This is a genomic window from Polyangium jinanense (assembly GCF_028435365.1).
On sequence record NZ_JAGTJJ010000001.1, the window covers coordinates 1 to 19,159 of the forward strand.

Genomic DNA, 19,159 nt, shown 5'->3' on the forward strand with positions numbered 1-19,159 from the left:
CGGCCTGTGGGAAGAACTGCGCATCGCGCAGTTCTTCCCCAAATGGTCCAGGGCTTGCCCTGGTTCGGGTCGAGGGGCGAACAGCCCCCGCGGGGTCCGGGGCAGAGCCCCGGCGCGGCGCCGTTCAGAGCACGAGCCCGATCACCCCTGCGAGGATCAAGGCCCCCGCCCAGACGCGATCGAGGTCGAACCACGCGCGCCGGAGCATCGCGAGCCCGACCTTGTAGTAGACGATCAGCGCCACGATCGCCGAGACCGCCAGCATCGCCAGCGTGTGCAGCGAGATCGCGGCCAGGTATCCGCCGGGACTCGACAGCGAGATCCCCGCGGCGTCGTGGCACGACGGGCCGTGGCAAGGCGCGGGGTTGTCCTCGCCGAGCACGAAGACCGGCAGCAGCATGAGCCCCGCGCCGTGCGCCGTGGCCATCAGGAACGACCACACCACGAGGTCACGCGCGCTCACGCGCATGCCCACCCAGCGCGGGTGCCGCGGGCGCACGAGCTTGAAGATGCCGAACGCCACGAGCACCCCGCCGGTGATCCACGGCAAGATGCCCGTCGGAATGCTCGCCTTGCCCGCCGCGAGCAGCCCCACCGCGAGGCCCACGCTCGCGGCGTGGCCGATCGCGATGGGGACGAGCGCGCGTAGCACGGCTTTTCCGCTCTTCTCTTGCAGCCCGAGCGCCACCGCGAAGAGCCAGCCCATGCCGGGGCTCAAGCCGTGGTAGGCGCCGAGGGCCGCGAGCGTGATCCAGGGCCAGATGCTGGTCACGGGTAGCAGAACGAATCCGAGGAAGCGTCGCCGCCTTCGAGCCGGACCTGGTGGGCCCGGCGCGGCCCGAAGTCCACGAAGAAGTCCGGATCCAGCTCGATCCCGCCGCCTTCCTTGACGTCGACCTTGACCATCCAGCCCTTGAGCCCGTCCGGGTAGAACTGCTCATCCCAGGTCGTGTAGAGGCCGCTCGTGAAATAGATGCGCTTGCCGTCGCGGCTCACCTCGACCATCTGCGGCGCGCCCGTGAGCGGACCGCCCGAGCGCGGGTGCGGCGTGCGCCGCGCGATGCCGCCGATGTGCACCGAGCCCACGTGTTTCGGCTCGTGCGGGTTCGACACGTCGTACTGCCGGAGCTCGCCCGTGCCCCAGCAGGACACGTAGAGGTACTTGTCGTCGAGCGACAGGTTGATGTCCGTCACGAGCGGCGGCACGGCGCCGAAGCCCTTGAGCAGCGGCGGCAAGAGGTCCGCCGAGGCGGGCTCGGCCGGGATCGTGATCACCTTCTTGATCGCCCAGCGCTCGCCTTCGCGGTACCAGAGCCAGACCGAGGCCGAGAGGTCCGCGACGCTGATGACCACGCCCATGAAGCCCCAGGCCTTCGTGGGATCGTGGGCCGGGCGCAGTTCGAGGGCCATCTGGTGCTCGTCGCCGATGTCGAGCGCCTGGACGTGCTTGCGGCGCCTGAGATCCCAGACGTGCAGCCGATGGCCGTACTTCTTGCCGAGGAGCAGCTCCGGCACCACGCCGTTCTCGATCATGTTCGGTGTGCCCCACTCGCTCGAAATCAGCGTGTCGTGGCCGAGGTGCCACCAGAAATCGTAGTGCAGGTGCTGCGGCCCGCGGTCGATCTCCCAGCGGCCGAGCACGTCGAAGCTCTCGCAGTCGAGGACGAAGATGCCGCCGGGGCCCTCGCCCGCGGGGTTGCCGAGCGCCGAGACGTAGATCCCGTCGGGCCCGCAGTGCAGCGTGTGCGGGCGCGAGTAGCCGGTGCGCGAGGCGATCTCCTCGGCCTCGATCGTGCGGACGAGCTTGGGCCTGCGCGGATCGAGCTTCGTGTCGAAGACGTAGATGCGCGACGAACGCAGGGCCGGCAGCATCAGGTAGCGGCGCTCCACGTGGGGGTGCGGCGCGTACGGGCAGAGCGCGGCGCTGCACGCGTTCCAGCCGGAATGATGCAGCTCGTCGCCGAAGTTCGGCACCTCGGCGAGGGCGATGATCTGGCTGTACGTGGGCGACCGCGGGTCGAGGTCGACCGTGGCGAGGCCGTCGCGGAGCGGGTTCGGGCGTCCGAGCACGGCGTTCGCGTCCGGGGCGGCGACGTAGGCGAGCCGCTCGCGCGGCGCGTCCATGGCCATACGCGGCGACGGATAAAACGTGGGATCGGGTCGGAAGGGCATGGCTTCTCCGGGGAGACGGCGCGAGCATAGGGCCATGTCGTGCTTTCTTGAAAGACAAATGATGCACGAAAGGCTGCTCTCATAACGCTGTTTGCCGCGGCAGGCTGCGGCCCGAGCGTCGACGTGGATTCGCCTCCGCACGTGGTCTCGTTCGAAAAACCAGGCGCTGAAGCTCACCGCTCCGCCGCGCGGATCACCATCGCCCCGGCCGCCGCGCGCGCCGCGACCACGGTCATCCCCTCCCCCGCGACCGGCGCATGAAGCTCATCGCTCTCCATGCCCGTCACCACCGTCGCTTCCGCGCCCAGATCCGCCGGCTGCCGGAACAGCGTGGCGGGCGCTCCATTCCGCCATTGCACCCATTCGATGAAGCCCCCCCGCGCCGTCGGCCGCACATACGGCCGCGCCGTCTCGATGTCCACGACCGCCACGTCCGTCTCCCCGGACGCACCCACGTCCCCCACGATCAGCGTATACGCGCTGAACTTCGGCTCCGGGTGCAGCGGCCCCCATTCGAGGTAGACCACACGCTCGTCGGCGCCGAGAAGCGGAAAGGCTTGTTTTCCCGGCCGCGCGCGGCGTGTCGTTCGTCCCGTCCCGCGCTCCATCACGACCACATCCGAAGCGTCGGTCGCATTCTCGTCGAACCGGCCGTCGGCGTCCTCCGCGAAATCGGCAAACGCCACGTACGTATCCGAAATATCGGGAAATCGCTGCTGTCCGGGTCCGCTCGCCACGACGATGACAGAGGCCTTTCCCGGCTCGTAAAGAAAAATATCCGTATCCCCCGCCTCCTCCGCCGAGAGCCAGGCCGTGAACACCACCGCATCCCCCGCGGCGCGAGGCTCCCCCGCGTGATCAAACGGGCCCGTCACCGTCCGCGTCGCTCCCTCCGCGCGCACCCGCACCACGCGCTGCCCCGCCTCCAGGGCTTCCCAGGCCACGACCCCGCCGAACGCCGTGGGCCGCCGCGGCGCCTCGACCGCCTCCGCGAGCGTCTCCTCGCCGCCCCGCGCGAGATCCCGCGCCCGCAGCGATCCATCCGGATGCACGTACACGAGAAGGCAACTCGCCACGGCGTGCGGCGCATATCCCAGCGAATACCCGTTTTCCCCCGAGCCGTCCGTCGCCGCGACCTCGATCCCCTCCGCCGCCGTCGCCGCGCAAACGAGCGGCGCCGTTCCATCGGACGAACCCTCCGCCTCCGCGCCGCAACCCGCGAGACAAATCGCCCCGAAAAACGCCACCCATGTCCGCATTGCATCCCTGCCCATCACGTCCACCACCTACCCGAGCTTTTTCCGCGAAGTGGTCGGCTCGCGCATCCCGAGCCGCACCATTCGTTTCTTCAGCCCCTGCCTCGACAAACCCAAGAGCGAAGCCGCCTGGCTGATGTTCCCTCCCGTCTCCGCGAGGGCCCGCCGGATCGGCGCACGCTCGTCCGCTTCGGGGATCGCCGCGCCCCGCCCCCGGATCGCCCGCGGCAGGTGCGCCCGTTCGATCCGCGACGCGCCGAGCACGCCGAGCCGCTCCATCACGTTGCGTAGCTCGCGCACGTTGCCGGGCCAGGGATGCGCCGAGAGCGCGGCGAGCGCGTCCTCGGCGAACGTCGCGCCCGGAAGGAAGGCGCGGCAGAGGAGCGGCACGTCCTCGGCCCGCTCGCGCAAGGGCGGGACGCGGATCGTGATCGCATTCAATCGATAAAAGAGGTCCTGCCGGAACGTTCCGTCGGCCACCGCCTTTTCGAGGTCGCGGTTCGTCGCGGCCACGATCCGTACGTCGAAGGCGCGCTCCTCGTCGCTGCCGATCGGCCGGAATCGCCGCGCTTCGAGCGCCCGCAAGAGCGAGGCCTGACGGAGGAGCGAGAGCTCGCCGATCTCGTCGAGCAAAAGCGTCCCGCCGTTCGCCTGCACGAGGAGCCCCGTCCGCGCGCGCTCCGCGCCCGTGAAGGCGCCACGCGCGTGCCCGAAGAGCTCCGCCTCGAAAAGCGTGTCCGGGATCCCGCCGCAGTTCATCGCGACGAACGGACCCCGCGCCCGCGGACCAAGGTCATGCAGCGCCCGCGCGAAAATCTCCTTCCCCACGCCGGTCTCGCCGACGACGAGGACCGGCAGATCACTCGGGAGCGCCGCTTCGAGCCGCCCGAGCGCGCGCGTGAGCGCCGGGGAATCGCCCACGATCCCGGGAAAACTGCGGCGCGGCCCGGAGACCGGAATCAACGTCGTCGCGCCCGGCGGATCCGGCGCAGGTTTCCCTGCCAAACCCGGATCCTTCCGGGTCACCGGGCGCGGGGCGAGCGTCTCCTCCTCCGGCTCGGCAGCGGCCGAGAGTCGAAAGACAAGCGCCGCGAGAATGCCCCATCGACGCGCCTCCGCGGCCGTCACGCGATCGAATGCGCCGGGCCGGAATCGATGTTCGACCACGACGATCGCGCTGCCCTGCGGCCCCTCGGGTCCCGCGACGACGAGCCGCGCGCCTCGACCGCCCGCGGTGGGTATGTCCCGCTGATACAATGGCTCCGCGCTGCCGAGCGCCTCTCGCAGGAGGCCCGCGTCGAGCCGCTTCCCGGCCTCCGTGAGGGCGAGCCCGTCCAGATCCGCGCCGTACACCGAGCCGATCCGCACCGCCCCGCAGGCGAGCACCACGAACGCCCGCTCCGCGCCCGCGCGCGAAGCGATGCGCCGCGCGAGGTCGAGGCCAAGCTCCTCGGGAGACGCGCGCGCCGCGCCGGCGAGAAATTCCCAGAGCGCTTCCTCCCCCGCGTCCTCCGCCGCCATGCGCGGAGCATATCGAACCGGTCGCCGCGCCGCGAGCGCACGCGAAAGGGCTTCCCGCGCTTCGGCCTCGCCCTCCACGAGCCGCGCCTCCCGCGCGCGCCGGAGCGCCCCGATCGCGATCCGCCCCGCGCGCCGTGGCTCTGTCGGCAACGTCGCGAGCCTCGCCTCCACCTCCGCGAGTCGCGCCCGCACATCGACGAGCGCATCCCGCGCCCGCGCCTCGGCCGAGAGCTCACCGAGCGCCGCGAGCGCGCCCGCGCCGTCGCCCGCGCGCGCCCGGATCCGCGCGCGCAGGATCAAAAGGTCGGCCCGCACCACCGCGGGCAGCGATTCCCCGAGCGCCCACGCCTCCACGACGAACGGCGCCGCCGCCGCGAAATGGCCGCGACGAACCTCGAGCTCCGCGCGCGTAAAAAGGCACCAGCCGAGCCCCGCCTCTTGCCCGAGGGATCGCGAGAGCAACGTCGCCTCGGCGAGCGCCGCCTCCGCCTCGGCATGCCGTCCCGCGCGCCCGAGCGCCATGCCGAGGTTCATCAAACACGAGCGCATCCCCGCGCGATCCCCGAGGCCCCGCTTCTCCCCGAGCGCCCGCGAGAACGTTTCGATTGCCTGCTCCGCGCGATTCCGATACAGGGCCACGACGCCCGCATTGTGGTGGATCCGCGCGAGCTCCTCGGGATCGTCCGAGCCCCGCTCGCCGAGGATCGCCTGCACGCGGGCGAGATGCTCGGCCGCGTCGGTGTAATCGGCGGAGAACAATGCCACGAGGCCGAGCGTGCCGTGGGCAAACGCCTCGGCCTGCCGATCGTGCGTGCGCCGCGCCGCCGCGAGCGCCTCCTCGGCGAGCGCGCGCGCCTCCGGCGTCGCGCCGGCGCGGGCCTTTTGCTCGGCGCGCCGTCGCAACGAGAGCGGGCGCAAGCTCGCGTCCTGCGAGGCCGCCTCGTCGAGCCAGCGGAGCACCTCGGGATGCGCCCCGGGCAAACCCGCGTCGCGGACCAGCCGCTCGAGGCGGCAAAGCAAGTCCCGTGTGCGCTGCGCCGGGTTTTGCAAAAGCAACAAAAGCGCCTCGATTTCGAGCGAAAGAAGCCCGCTCTCTCGCGCCGCCCGCGCCGCCCGCGCGAGGAGTTCGTCCCGCCGCGTGGACAGCGCCGCCGCCTTCGCCACGGAGAGCAGCGCCGCGGCATCGGCATTTGGCTCGCTCAGCCAAACCTCGGCCACGAGGTCCACGAGCTCCGGTGTAGCGAGCGCCGCCGCGAGATCGGGCCCGAGCTCGGGCGAGGAAAGCACGTACCGCACGTCCCCGGATACCCGACGTCCGATCAAGGACGCCGACAGAAGCTCCGCGAGCAGCGACGCCCCCTCGCCCCCGAGACGCCGCGTGATCACATGACAAACCCCCTCGGGCATGGCCCCGCCCGACAGCGCGATCGCCGCGAGCACGCCCCGCGCCCCCAGAGGCAAACCAGAGGCCCGCCCAAGCGCCGTATCCCGTTCGAGCGGCACCCGCCCGAGCGACGCGAGGAGCCACCCGGGCAAACCCTCCGAGGCCGCCCGCGCGCGTTCGATCGCCGCCGCGTCGGACAAACCGAGCGAATGGCAAAGCGCGACAAACGCCTCCCCCGCGAGCGGCTCGATCCCGAGCACATCCGCGCCCGCAGGCGCGGCGCGCGCCGTCACCACCACGTCGAGCCCCGGCGCCCGTGCGTTGCGGCAACGATACGCATCGAGGGCCGCCGCGAGCTCCGGCGGACCCGCTTCGAGCCCGTCGATCAAGAGCAGCGCCGTCCCGCCCTCCGCCGCGGGCGCGAGCGGCGGCGCCGGCTCCATTCCGCGGAAAAACCCGATCAGACGCGGCACGATCGAGCCCGCCTCCGCGGGCAACGAGACAAGCCGCGCGGCCCGGCCCGCGCATAACGTACGCGTCAAGAGCTCCCGCGCGAGGTGGCTTTTTCCCGCGCCGCTCGGCCCCACGACATAACGAACGGGCGATACGGACGGCGCGGAGAGCGCGGCGATCTCCGCCTCCCGTCCGACAGGCGTTGGCGGCGCCCCGAGCCGCTCGCCCGCCCTTGTCGCCGAGGCCCCGAGGAACGACAGAACCCGACGCGTATCCTCGGGCCGATCGAGCGGGTGCACCTCGACGAGCGCCTCGACGATCTCGGCGAGCGTGGGCCGGAGCCACGGGCACGACGCAGACAACCTCTTTTTCGTATTTCCCAGCGGCGGAGGCGCGCCCGTCGCCGCGGCCCAGGCGAGCGCACCGAGGCCATACAGGTCCGAACGAATCGTCGGCGCCGCGCCCGCCAGCACCTCCGGCGCCGCATACCCGGGCGAGGCCGCGATCGATTGTCCCAGCGCACGCGCCCGGAAAAACACCGCCGCGCCAAGGTCGAGCAGGACGGGCCGCTCGCGGTCCGTGTCGGGCCGCATCCGCACGTGCGCCGGCTTGAGATCCCCGTGCAAAAAGCCCGCGTCGTGCAGCGCCGCGAGCGAGGCCGCGACACCCGCGCAGAGGTCCGCGAGCCGCCGATTGCGATCCGCGTCGCCCGTCGCGCCTCGCACCCATGTCGCCGCATCGAGCCCCGGCACGAAATCCTCCACCAGAAAGGGCGCTCCCGTCCGCTCGTCGTGGCCGAGGTCGTGCGCCCGCACCACGCCGGGCAGTCGCAGCCGCGAGAGCAACGCGAACTCGCCCAGCAAGGCCGAAGGCTCGAACGCGCCCGGCCGGAACACCTTCGCCGTGAGCGAGCGGCCCGGATCCTCCCGATCCACCACGCGCAGTACGATCCCTTGCGCGCCGCGCCCGAGCGGCTCGCCGGCCGCATATCGGGCATGCACGAGAAGCGCATCTCGGTCGCGGCGTCCCATGGCGTCCGAGTCTATCCGCTCATTCGCCCACCGTGGCGCGCGTCTCGGCGGAGGTCACCGCCGCGAGGAACGGCTCGCCCCAGGAAGGCTGGCCGAGCAGACCGAGGGCGCGGCGCAGGCGTGGCTCGGCGAACCGGCCGAGGCCCTGGAAATGAGCCTTCGACGCGACCTCGGTCGCCGGATCCGCGAGGCCCTTCGCTGCGGCGACGTCGCCCTCCTCGAGGTCGGGCGTGATCACCTCGACGCGAATCATCATGACGCGGGTCACGCTGTCCGGCGCGGGGTCGACGGAGAGCGGCAAGGTCGCGTCGGTCCACGTTTGGGGCGCGAGGTAAAACACGCGCAGGCCCGGGGTGCGGAACCATTGCCGCTTCCAGGTCGCCACCATGGCGAGGGATTCGTCGTGGTAGAGCCCCGCGCCGTCGAGCGCGCTCGTCACGGCCTCGCCGAGCGCCTCGGCGAACGCATCGAGCGGCGCGGCGGAGGCGAGCGTCGGGGCGTCGAGGTCCACGGTTTGGCCGGGCGAAACGCCCGCGGGGACCACGGAAAACGCGCCGCCCGCGGGGCCGACGTTCACCACGAAGAGCGCCCCGAGCGCATCGGGTAGGGTGTTCTCGACGCGGACCGCGCCCGCGGCCGCGGTCACGCGCGCGGGCGGCGTGAGGTTGCCGAGGCCTCGATAAAAAAGGAAACGCTCGGCCTCGGGCGAGCCGCTCGCCGTCGGCGCGGCCGTCACGCGCACCGCATTCGCGTCGACGGCGCGCGCGTGGCTCCACGTGAATGCGTCGAGCGAGGCCTCGGGCAGCGGAACGTCCTCGCCACGCGGCAGGATCTCCACCTCGCCCCAGTCGAGCAGCCCCTGCCCGACGGCGCCGTATTTCTCCTGGCAGGTCGGCCCATTCCAGGGAAACGCCGGATCGAGCACCGGATCACCGGCGGCGACGAGGCCCGGCACCGCGTACGCCTCGGCCACCCACGGGTAAAAACTCGCCACCGCGGGGTACCATTGCGTGAGCACGCCGCTCGGGAACGCCACCTGCACGCGCGCCTTCATCGGTTTGTCCGCGTAAAAGTACGTGACGGGCGTCTCCATTTTCAGATGCACCGAGGTCGAGCCCGGCAACGTGCCGGCGCGGACGCGGTCGTAGACGAAGCCCGGGAGATCTTCCTCCTCGTGGTGCAATCCGCGTTGCAGCGAGCCGTCCGAGCCGACGACCACGGTATCGGTGCCCCATTCGTGCACGACGAACCCCTTGCCCGCATAGGCCGCGGGCTCGTTCGAGGGTTCGGGCACGCTGGGCGGGTTTCCCTCGCCGGGTTCTGCGCCTCCGCCGGAGACGATTTCGACAGCGCAGGCCGGTACGAGCGCGAGAACGAGGGGGAGCAGGGCGAGACGGGAACCGAAGGAACGAAGGGTCATGGTAAGCCTCCGCGCCCCACCCGAGCAGGGCACGTGCCATCCGGAAATCCTCGGGTTTTCGGGCCATCACGCGCCGGCAGGTGGGAACCGGTTCCCAGCGCCGGTGGGAACCGGCCCCGGCTGGTTGCCGGCAGACGCGCGAGCGGTCCCCTCAGAGAAATCCCTACCTCATCCTTTCCCCCCTACTCATTGCCCCGAACCATTAGGTCAGTTACTCTGGCTTCCTATTCAGGTTTCCACGGACCAGGGTCATGCGTGTACAGCCGGGCCCCCCGAGCGCAGGGGACTCTCTGCAAGATTGCGAGGTGGAGCTCGCACGTCGCACGTCCAGGCAGCCTGATCATGCAGCCGAAAACCGCGCCCTCGTCGCGCTCGCCGAGACGCTGACCGGGGCCCCGGAGGCCATTCTCCCGAAGCTCGTCGAGCTCGCCCTTTCCCTCTGCCAGGCAGACACGGCCGGCGTCAGCGTCATCGAGCGCGACGGCAACGAGGAGGTGTTCCGGTGGCGCGCCCTCGCAGGAGCGGACGCGGGCAGCCTCGGCGCGGTGATGCATCGGTGGAACAGCCCCTGCGGCGTCGTCGTCGCCCGCAATGCCCCCCTGCTCTTCCGCGACCCCGCGCAGATGTTCCCGCGCGAAGGGGTGCCCGACATGGGCATCGTCGAAGCGCTCACCGTCCCCTTTCACGACGGCGACAAACCCGTCGGCACGGTCTGGGTCTTCACACGCAACGAGACGCGGAAGTTCGACCGGGAAGACGCCCGGATCCTCACGAGCCTGTCGCGGTTCGCCGGGAGCGCCACGAAGGTCCTCACCCTGGCCGAGGAGCGAAAGCAGGCGAACGAGGCGCTCCGCGCGAGCGAAGGCCGCCTTCGGTTCCTCGCGGAGCTCGCCGCCGCCACGCAGCCGCTCACCGATCCCGACGAGATCATGGCCACGACGGCACGCCTGCTCGCCCAGCACCTCGGCGTCGACCGCTGCGTTTATGCCGAAATCGAGGACGAGCGTGTCTTCATCGTCACAGGTGACTACACGCAGGGCGTCCCGAGCATAGCCGGGCGGTGGCCGTTGGACGGCTTCGGGCCCGCGTTCGAGCAGGCCATGCAGGCGAACCAGCCGTACGTGATGGACGACGTGGACCAGGATCCGCGGGCCGCGAACGACCTCTCGGCCTATCGGGCGGCAAGGATCCAGGCCGGCATCTGCGTCCCGCTACACAAGGCCGGCAAGCTCATCGCATTGATGGCCGTCGATCAAGCGAGGCCGCGGCGCTGGACGTCCGAGGAGGTCGAGCTCGTCCGGACCGTCGTGGGCCGCTGCTGGGAGGCCCTCGAGCGAGCCCGGACGGCGCGTAGCCTGCGCGAGCGAGACGAGCGGCTCGATTTCGCGGTCGAGCTCGCCGGGATCGGCTTCTGGCATTGTGATCTGCCGTTCGACGAGCTCAACTGGGACGAACGCGTCAAAGAGCATTTCTGGCTCCCGCCCGACGCCCGCGTGACGATCGACACGTTCTACGAGCGCATTCACCCGGACGACCGGGCGCGGACGCGGCAGGCCATCGAGACCTCGATCCACAATGCAACGCCGTACGACATCGATTACCGGACGGTCGATCCGGAGACCGGGGCCATCAAATGGATCCGCGCGCTCGGCGGGACGGCGTACGGGCCGGACGGGCTGGCCAGGCGCTTCGACGGGGTGACGGTCGACGCCACGGTCCGCAAGCTCCACGAGGAGCGGCTCGCGCGGTTGCTCGAACGAGAGCGCGAGCAGGCCCGGCTGCTCGAGCAGGTGGCCGACGCGGCGCTCACGATTCACGCGACCGCGTCGCTGGACAGCGTGCTCCGGGTGATCACGGAGGAGGCGCGGCGCATCATCGGCGCGCACCAGTCGGTCACGAGCCTGACGCTCGGCAACGACTGGTCCCAGGCGGTCAGCGCCCCGTCCCTGTCGCCGAAGTACGAGGCATTTCGCAATTACCAGGGGGCGCCCACGGGCAAGGGCATCTACGCGCTCGTCTGCCAGACGAACCGCCCGATGCGGCTCACGCAGGCCGAGCTCGTGTCCCATCCGGCGTGGCGAAACTTCAGCGGCGAAGCGGACCGGCACCCGCCGATGCGAGGCTGGCTGGCGGCGCCGTTCATCGGGCGGAGCGGGAAAAACCTCGGCCTCATCCAGCTCTCCGACAAGTACGAAGGCGAGTTCACGGAGCAGGACGAGGCCATTTTGATCCAGCTCGCGCACATCGCGTCCGTGGCGATCGAGAACGCGCGGCTCTACGATGAATTGCGCGATCAGGACCGGCGCAAAGATGAGTTTCTGGCGACGCTCGCCCACGAGCTCCGAAACCCGCTTGCCCCGATCCGGACGGGCCTGACGCTCCTGCAAATGGCCCGCGACGAGGCGCAGGCGCGGCGCATTCGCGAGATGATGGAGCGGCAGGTCGGGCACATGGTGCGGATGGTGGACGATCTGCTCGACGTCTCGCGCATCACGCGGGGGAAGGTGGAGCTGCGCAAGGCGCGGGTGGAGCTCGGGACGGTGCTGGAGAGCGCGCTCGAGACGAGCCGCCCGCTGATCGAGGCGGCCGGGCACGTGTTATCGGTGTCGCTGCCGACCGAGCCGCTGTGGCTCATGGCCGACCCGACGCGGCTTTCGCAGATCCTGGCGAACCTGCTCAACAACGCGGCGAAATACACGCCGGCAGGGGGCCGGATCCGCGTCGCGGCGGAGCGGGAAGGCGCGCACGTGGTCGTGCGCGTGGAGGACACCGGCGTAGGCATTCCGCCGGAAATGCTGCCCAAAGTGTTCGACATGTTCACGCAGGTCGGCCGCTCGATCGAGCGAGCGCAGGGGGGCCTGGGCATCGGTTTGACCCTGGTGCGGCGACTCGTGGAGCTCCATGGGGGCACCGTGGAAGCCGCAAGTGATGGTCCGTCCCGAGGTTCGATTTTCACGGTGCGCCTACCCCTCGGAGCTGCCGAGGAAGCCAAAGCGGTGGGTCCGAGCGGGGATGCGCCGGCCAAAGGAGCGACTGGCGGTCTGAAGGTGCTGGTGGTCGACGACAATGTCGACGGCGCGGAGAGCCTGGCAGAGCTGCTCCAATTGACGGGACACACGACCGAAGTGGCGCACACGGGCCCCTCGGCGCTGGTCGCGGCGCGCGCGTTCGAGCCGGACGTGGTCTTCCTGGATATCGGTTTGCCGGGAATGACGGGCTACGAGGTGGCGCAGCGGCTGCGGGCCGAGGAAGGGCTCGGTCGGGTGGTGCTGGTGGCGCTGACGGGCTGGGGGACGGAGGAAGACCGGCGGCAAGCACGCGAGGCGGGATTCGATTACCACCTGACGAAGCCGGTGGACCTCCAGGAGGTGCAGCGGATCGTGGACGGGGTGGCGGCGAAGATGAAGCGGGTCGCCTGAAGCGGCGTCACTGGCTCTCGCGCATCGTGAGCACGCGCCGGCGCTCGTCGATCCAGGCGCGCGCCTCCGCCTCGGTGCTGGAAAAGACGAGCGGCGGGGTATTCGGTTGAAGCAGCGACGTGGCCTTGTCGACGAGCTTCACGACCACCCGTTGCCGGAAGCTCCCATTGAAGAGCACCATGCCCTTGTTTTCAGGTCGCACCGGCGTGGTCGCGGCGCGCGTGCGCGCTCCGGGTAAGACGGCGCCGAGCCGCCCGATGTCGATGAGCCAGAACACGTGCGAATGCCCGCGCTCGTCGCAGAGCCACGCGAATGCGTCGAAAAGGGCGGCCACGTGGTCCTCGGCGAGATCCCCCCCGGTGCGGATGAACAAGATGCCCGCGTCCTCGCACCGATACGTGTGGCCACCGGTGCGGTACCAACCCTCGGAGCCGAAATCATTCGTCGGGAGGTCCGGACGCATGGGCAGTGCAGATACCACGATTCGCCCACACGAGTGAAGCAACGACCGAAGCCGACGTGAAGCGCCGGCTCGCCCTGGACCACCTCGACGGGCATCCCTCGAAGGCGATCGGGGAAGACGCGACAGCGTCGTTCGACGCGTGCTCGTCCCCCGAAAACGTGTCCCAACACTCATTTTGTACGAAAAACTTCCAACAAAGACGTAAAATTACACCCCTTCGGACGAAATTCTGGCACGCCTCCACACGATCACCTTGACAGTTGATAATGGGTTTCATTATCACTTTCATCAAGATCGCGGTTCTCTGTAGGTGAGGGTAGGCAACGCAACAGTTCGCACACCCCCGGGCGTCCCTGGAGTCTTTTCGTGGCCGATTCCCCCATGACACGGCAAGAGCGCCACCTCGTTTGGCTTCTCGGTGCCGTTCAACTCACGCATACGCTCGATTTCATGATCTTAATGCCGCTCGGGCCGGAGCTCATCGGCAAGTTCAATATTTCGGCGGCGGAGTTCGGGGCCATGGTGTCGGCCTACACGCTCGCCTCGGCCGCCATGGGCCTGCTCGGCGTGCTCTGGCTGGATCGATGGGACCGCAAGCGCGCGCTATTGCTGCTTTATATGGGTTTCATCGCGGCCACGTTTTCGTGCGGCGTCGCGAACGGCCCGACGTGGTTGCTCCTCTCGAGGACCGTGGCCGGCGCCTGCGCGGGCCTGATGAGCGCCGTCGTCATGGCCATTCTCGCCGATCGCGTGCCGGCCGAGCGCCGCGGCCGCGCCATTGGCACGGTGATGTCATCCTACGGAATCTCGGCCGTCGGCGGCGTGCCGCTGAGCCTCGCGCTCGCCAATCAATGGGGCTTTCGTACCCCCTTCTGGGCCATCAGCGCGCTCGCCGGCATCCTGTGGCTCCTTTCGTGGCGCATCCTGCCCGCTGTCGATCATCACCTCACGGGAGCGCGCGGAAAGGGCCCGAACGCTCCCGCCCCGCTCCTCTCGATGCCAGGGCTTCCGCTCGGCTGGGCGCTCACGTTCAGCGTGGTTTTCGCGGGCTTCTTGCTGATTCCCTACCTGAGCACGTTCATGGTGGGCAATCTCGGGCTCCGCCTCTCGGACCTGCCCTGGATCTATCTATGCGGCGGCGCGGCGACGCTCTTCACGTCGCGCTGGATTGGCGCCCTCGTGGACCGTCACGGTCCGCCCCGGGTGCTCGGCATTCTGCTCGTCGCCACCCTGGCGCCGTTTCTCCTTTTCACGCACCTGCCCATCCTTCCGAAGGCGGGCGTGGCCGCGCTCTTCGTCCTCTTCATGACCCTGACCTCCGGCCGCGCCATTCCCACGATCGCATTGATCACGTCCCGGGTGCCGCCTGCGCTGCGCGGGCGTTACCTCGCGGTCAACATGGCAGCGAGCGACGGCGCCTCCGGCCTCGCCGCGTGGACGAGCGGTCTCTTCATCACGACGACCCCCGAGGGCGCGCTGGTCGGCTTCGGCCCTATGGGATTCCTCGCGTCGAGCGTGTCGCTCCTCGCACTTTGTATTCTGTGGGTGCTCGGGCGCAGCGCCGCCCCGCAGCGCGCAGCGCAGACCTGAAAACCGTGAGCAACTTTCGATGATTCACGAAATCGCCATGGGCACGCCGGTGAGGAATTCCTCGAACCACGAGGCCGCCGTGCAGCATCCGCCCGGAGACATCCCGCCCTCGCGCCCGCGCGCGCCTTCGCGTTCGCGCACGAGCGAATGGAGCCCTACGTCCTGGAGATCGAGGCCCGATTCGCAGGCCGTGCGATACGACGATCCCGCCGCGGTCGAGCGCATCGCTTCGCGCATCGAAGAGCTGCCACCGCTCGTGAGCTCGTGGGAGGTGGAGCGATTCCGCTCCCTCGTCGCGGAGGCGCAGCTCGGCCGGCGCTTCCTGCTCCAGGGCGGCGACTGTGCCGAAACCATGCGCGAATGCCGCTCGGAGACGATCGTCAACAAGCTCGACATCTTGCTCAAGATGTCGCTCGTGCTCATCGTCGGCGGCGGCAAGCCGGTGGTGCGCGTGGGGCGTTTCGCCGGGCAATACGCGAAGCCGCGCTCGCGCCCCACGGAGGTGCGCGGCGGGATCGAGCTGCCGAGTTATTTTGGTGATCTCGTGAATGGATCGGAGTTCACGCCCGAGGCGCGGCGCCCGGATCCCGAACGGATGCTCGCCTGTTATCACCACGCCGCGATGACGCTCAATTTCGTCCGGTCCCTCTCGGCCGGCGGATTGTCCGGTCTCGAACGCCCGGATCGCTGGGATCTCTCGTTCTCCGAGCGCACAGATCTGCCCGCCCCCGTGCGCGAGTGCTTCCAGGCGACGACGCGGCAGCTCGAAGACGCGCTTCGATGCATGGACGCGCTCGGCGGCGCGGGGAGCGAGCTCTCGCGTGTCGAGTTCTTCACGTCCCACGAGGCGCTCAACCTGCATTACGAGTCCGCGCAGACCCGCGCGGCGCCGCACCGGGACGAGTATTACGATCTCACCGCGCACATGCCGTGGCTCGGCGAGCGGACGCGGTCGCTCGACGGCGCGCACGTCGAGTTTCTCCGGGGCATCAGCAATCCGATCGGCATCAAGCTCGGCCCGTCGGTCACGCCGGTCGAGGTCCTGCGCTTGCTCGATACGCTGAACCCCACCGAGATCCCCGGACGCATCGTGCTCATCACGCGCATGGGTGCCGAGCGCGTCGACGCCACACTCCCGCCCTTGCTCGAGGTCGTGAAACGCGCGGGCCGGCGCGTGCTCTGGGTGTGCGATCCCATGCACGGCAACACGATCACCACGAGCTCGGGCGTGAAGACGCGTGAATTCGCGGCGATCGTGCGCGAGATCGATCGGACGTTCGACGCGCACGACGCCTGCGGCACCTACCTCGGCGGCGTCCACTTCGAGCTCACGGGCGACCACGTCACCGAATGCATCGGCGGGAGCGTGCGTGAGGAGGACCTCTCCCACGCATACGAGACGGTCTGCGATCCCCGATTGAATCAATCGCAGGCACTCGAGCTCTCGTATTGCATCGCGCGGCGCATGCGGGCGATGCGCCCATGACCGTGGCGCCGCGGCGCGCCCTTTCCGCGAGAGCCCAGGAAGAATTCGTTCATGGCCCCGTCCGGGCCAGCAAGGAGAGTCGCTCGATGACCTCGATTTCGACGCCGGAAGCCTTCGCCGCCACCGTGCGCAGCGGCACGGAGCTCCTCCAGGCGTACAACCAGGAATCGTCTTTCTTCTTCTCGTCCCCGACCCGCACCGTTCTCGCGCAGGGTGTACGCGAGATCGTCGGCGGAACGGCGCACGGCGAAGGCATTCCCGAGCGCGTCGCGGCGGTGCTCGCGTCGCTCGAAAAGTCCGGGCACGAGCGCCCCCTGGCGGTCGGCGCCGTGCCCTTCGATACCCGATCCCCGGCCCACCTCCTCGTGCCGCGAACCACCCGCATCGCCGGCCCCCTGGATGCGGCGTCGATATCGCTCCCCGCACCGCCGCGGGTCTCTGCAGAATGGATGCGTTTGTCGCCCGACCGCGACGGGTTTCTGGGCGGCGTCGAGCGCGCCCTCGCCTTGATACGCACGGAGGCGCTCTCGAAGGTGGTCCTCTCCAGAATGCTGGAGCTGCGTTCCTCGGAGCCGGTCGATCTCGCTCTCCTCCTCGAGCGGTTGTCGAAACGGAACACCTCCGGGTACACGTTCGCGCTCAAGCTCCCCGAGGCGCGCGGAGCCCTCGCGCCCGAGCCGCGTACATTGATCGGCGCGAGCCCCGAGCTCCTCGTGTCGCGCTCTGGGAACACGGTATTCGCCAATCCACTCGCGGGTTCCGCGCCCCGGAGCACCGACCCCGAGGAAGACGAGCGGCGGGCGAGCGCGCTCCTCACCTCCGAGAAAGACCGGCGCGAGCACGCGGTCGTCATCGACGCCGTCGTCGAAGCGCTTCGCCCCTTCTGCAAGCGCCTCGTCGTCCCGCCGCGCGCCTCGCTCTTGCACACGCCGGCCATGTGGCACCTGTCGACGCCGATCACGGGAGAGCTCGCGGATCTCTCGACCTCGTCGCTCGCGCTCGCAATGGCCTTGCACCCGACGCCGGCCGTGTGCGGATACCCTACCACGAGCGCGCGCGCGGCCATCGAAGCGATCGAGCCCTTCGATCGTGGCTTCTTCACGGGCCTCGTGGGTTATTGCGACGCGGCCGGCGACGGTGAATGGGCCGTGACCATCCGCTGCGCCGAGATCGGCGGCGACGCACTTCGCGTGTATGCCGGGGCCGGCGTCGTCGCCGGTTCGTCGCCCGAACGCGAGCGCGCCGAGATTGCGGCCAAGATGCGCACCATGCTCACCGCGCTCGGCCTCGATCCCTTGCCGGAGGATCTCTGATGCGCACGGACGAATTGCGGGAAACGGGGACGCTCGCGGGGTTCACGCCCTGGCCTGCCGATTTCGCCGAGCGGTACCGGCGAGCGGGTTACTGGATCGGCGAGACATTCGGCGATTTCTTGCGCGACCGAGCGGAACGATTCGGTGATCGCACCGCGCTCGTCGACGACCGGCGCCGCCTGAGTTATCGCGAGCTCGATGCCCGCGCCTCGCGCCTCGCGGCCGGCCTCGCGCGACTGGGCATCAAGCCGCGGGATCGCGTTGTCGTGCAGCTCCCGAACATCGTGGAGTTCTTCGAGGTCTGCTTTGCCCTGTTCCGCCTCGGCGCGCTCCCCGTGCTCGCCCTGCCCCCGCATCGGCGGGCCGAGATCTCGTACTTCTGTCAGTTCACGGAGGCCGTTGCGTACATCATCGCCGACAAGGACGGTGGATTCGATTATCGCAAGCTCGCCGAGGAGATCCAGGCCGAAGCGAGCACCGTGAAGCACGTCCTCGTCGCCGGCGAGCCAGGGCCGTTCACCGCGCTGGAGAGCCTCTATGACGAGCCTGCGCCGCTCCCGACGCTCGCGCCCGAAGACGTCGCCTTCTTTCAGCTCTCGGGTGGTAGCACGGGAATCCCCAAGCTGATTCCCCGCACGCACGACGATTACCTTTACAGTGTCCGTGCCAGCGCCGACATCTGCGCGCTCGATGGAGACAGCGTCTTTCTCGTCGCGTTGCCCGTCGCGCATAACTTCACGCTGAGCTCTCCCGGCAGCCTGGGCGTGCTCCATGCCGGCGGCCGCGTCGTGCTGAGCCGGCGCCCGAGCCCGGACGAGGCATTCCGCTGGATCGAAAAAGAGCGCGTCACCGTGACCGCCGTCGTGCCGCCGCTCTGCGCGGTCTGGCTCGAAGCCGCGCGGAATGCCCGGCAGAATCTTTCGAGCCTTCGCTTGCTGCAGGTGGGCGGCTCCAAGCTGAGCGCGGAGGTCGCGCGCCGCGTGCGAGGCACGCTCGGATGCACCTTGCAACAGGTGTTCGGCATGGCCGAGGGGCTCGTCAATTACACCCGCCTCGACGATCCCGAGGACGTCATCATCGAAACGCAGGGGCGGCCCATTTCTGCGGACGACGAGGTCCGGGTCGTCGACGAGGACGACCGCGACGTCGAGGTCGGCCAGGTGGGCCACCTGCTCACGCGGGGTCCCTACACCATTCGCGGATATTACAAGGCCGAAGCCCACAACGCGAAGGCATTCACGCGCGACGGGTTTTACCGGACCGGCGACGTCGTGCGGCGTACGCCGGCGGGGTATCTCGTCGTGGAGGGACGCGCGAAGGATCAGATCAACCGCGGCGGCGAAAAGATTGCGGCCGAGGAGATCGAGAATCACCTCCTCGCCCATCCAGCGGTGCGGGACGTGGCGCTCGTCGCCATGCCGGATGCTTTCCTCGGGGAGCGCTCGTGCGCAGTCGTCGTCCCCCGCGAGACGCCGCCGGCCCCGCGTGAGCTCACCACATTCCTGCGAGAGCGCGGACTCGCTGCCTACAAGATCCCGGACCGCATCGAGCTCACGGGCGACCTCCCCAAGACGAACGTGGGGAAGGTGGACAAACAGGCGCTCCGTCGCTGGATCGCCGACAAGATCGCCCAGAAGGGCCAATGACGACC

The 19,159-nt window shown here is 69.6% G+C and carries 11 protein-coding genes; 5 read left to right on the forward strand and 6 right to left on the reverse strand.

What is annotated here, in order from left to right; translation table 11 throughout:
* Positions 1-124: 124 nt before the first annotated feature.
* The 5 genes from KEG57_RS00005 to KEG57_RS00025 all read right to left on the reverse strand — a co-directional run bounded on the left by KEG57_RS00005 (position 125) and on the right by KEG57_RS00025 (position 9,237).
* Positions 125-772, reverse strand: coding sequence for a hypothetical protein (locus tag KEG57_RS00005; protein ID WP_272418747.1), 648 nt, complete (start codon positions 770-772; stop codon positions 125-127).
* Positions 769-2,172 carry a selenium-binding family protein gene (locus KEG57_RS00010; protein ID WP_272418746.1) on the reverse strand — a complete coding sequence of 468 codons (1,404 nt, stop codon included), beginning with the start codon at positions 2,170-2,172 and terminating at the stop codon, positions 769-771. The genes KEG57_RS00005 and KEG57_RS00010 overlap by 4 nt, the downstream gene beginning before the upstream one ends.
* 173 nt (positions 2,173-2,345) lie before the next feature.
* Positions 2,346-3,446: a hypothetical protein gene (locus KEG57_RS00015; protein WP_272418745.1), complete on the reverse strand. Its 1,101-nt coding sequence runs from the start codon at positions 3,444-3,446 to the stop codon at positions 2,346-2,348.
* Positions 3,447-3,458: 12 nt separating this feature from the next.
* Positions 3,459-7,817, reverse strand: coding sequence for a sigma 54-interacting transcriptional regulator (locus tag KEG57_RS00020; RefSeq protein ID WP_272418744.1), 4,359 nt, complete (start codon positions 7,815-7,817; stop codon positions 3,459-3,461).
* 19 nt (positions 7,818-7,836) lie between these two features.
* Complete coding sequence (locus KEG57_RS00025) at positions 7,837-9,237, reverse strand: hypothetical protein (RefSeq protein WP_272418743.1); 1,401 nt, start codon at positions 9,235-9,237, stop codon at positions 7,837-7,839.
* Positions 9,238-9,542: 305 nt separating this feature from the next.
* Here KEG57_RS00025 and KEG57_RS00030 point away from each other — a divergent pair, with 305 nt between their 5' ends.
* Positions 9,543-12,656, forward strand: a complete 3,114-nt coding sequence (locus KEG57_RS00030) for a GAF domain-containing protein (RefSeq protein ID WP_272418741.1) — start codon at positions 9,543-9,545, stop codon at positions 12,654-12,656.
* A 7-nt stretch (positions 12,657-12,663) separates the two neighbouring features.
* On the opposite strand, the gene KEG57_RS00035 is transcribed toward KEG57_RS00030, so the two are convergent.
* Complete coding sequence (locus KEG57_RS00035) at positions 12,664-13,119, reverse strand: STAS/SEC14 domain-containing protein (protein WP_272418740.1); 456 nt, start codon at positions 13,117-13,119, stop codon at positions 12,664-12,666.
* Positions 13,120-13,500: 381 nt separating this feature from the next.
* Between KEG57_RS00035 and mxcK the strand changes: the two genes are divergently transcribed.
* The 4 genes from mxcK to KEG57_RS00055 all read left to right on the forward strand — a co-directional run bounded on the left by mxcK (position 13,501) and on the right by KEG57_RS00055 (position 19,154).
* Entirely contained in the window at positions 13,501-14,709 is a 1,209-nt protein-coding gene (mxcK, locus tag KEG57_RS00040; RefSeq protein ID WP_272418739.1) for a myxochelin export MFS transporter MxcK, read from the forward strand.
* A 19-nt stretch (positions 14,710-14,728) separates the two neighbouring features.
* Positions 14,729-16,195: a 3-deoxy-7-phosphoheptulonate synthase class II gene (locus tag KEG57_RS00045; protein WP_272418738.1), complete on the forward strand. Its 1,467-nt coding sequence runs from the start codon at positions 14,729-14,731 to the stop codon at positions 16,193-16,195.
* A gap of 86 nt (positions 16,196-16,281) precedes the next feature.
* On the forward strand, positions 16,282-17,508 hold the full coding sequence (gene dhbC / locus KEG57_RS00050; protein ID WP_272418737.1) for an isochorismate synthase DhbC: 1,227 nt from the start codon (positions 16,282-16,284) through the stop codon (positions 17,506-17,508).
* Positions 17,508-19,154 (forward strand): (2,3-dihydroxybenzoyl)adenylate synthase, encoded by a 1,647-nt coding sequence (locus KEG57_RS00055; RefSeq protein ID WP_272418736.1) that lies wholly within the window; start codon positions 17,508-17,510, stop codon positions 19,152-19,154. The genes dhbC and KEG57_RS00055 overlap by 1 nt, the downstream gene beginning before the upstream one ends.
* Positions 19,155-19,159 lie beyond the last annotated feature (5 nt).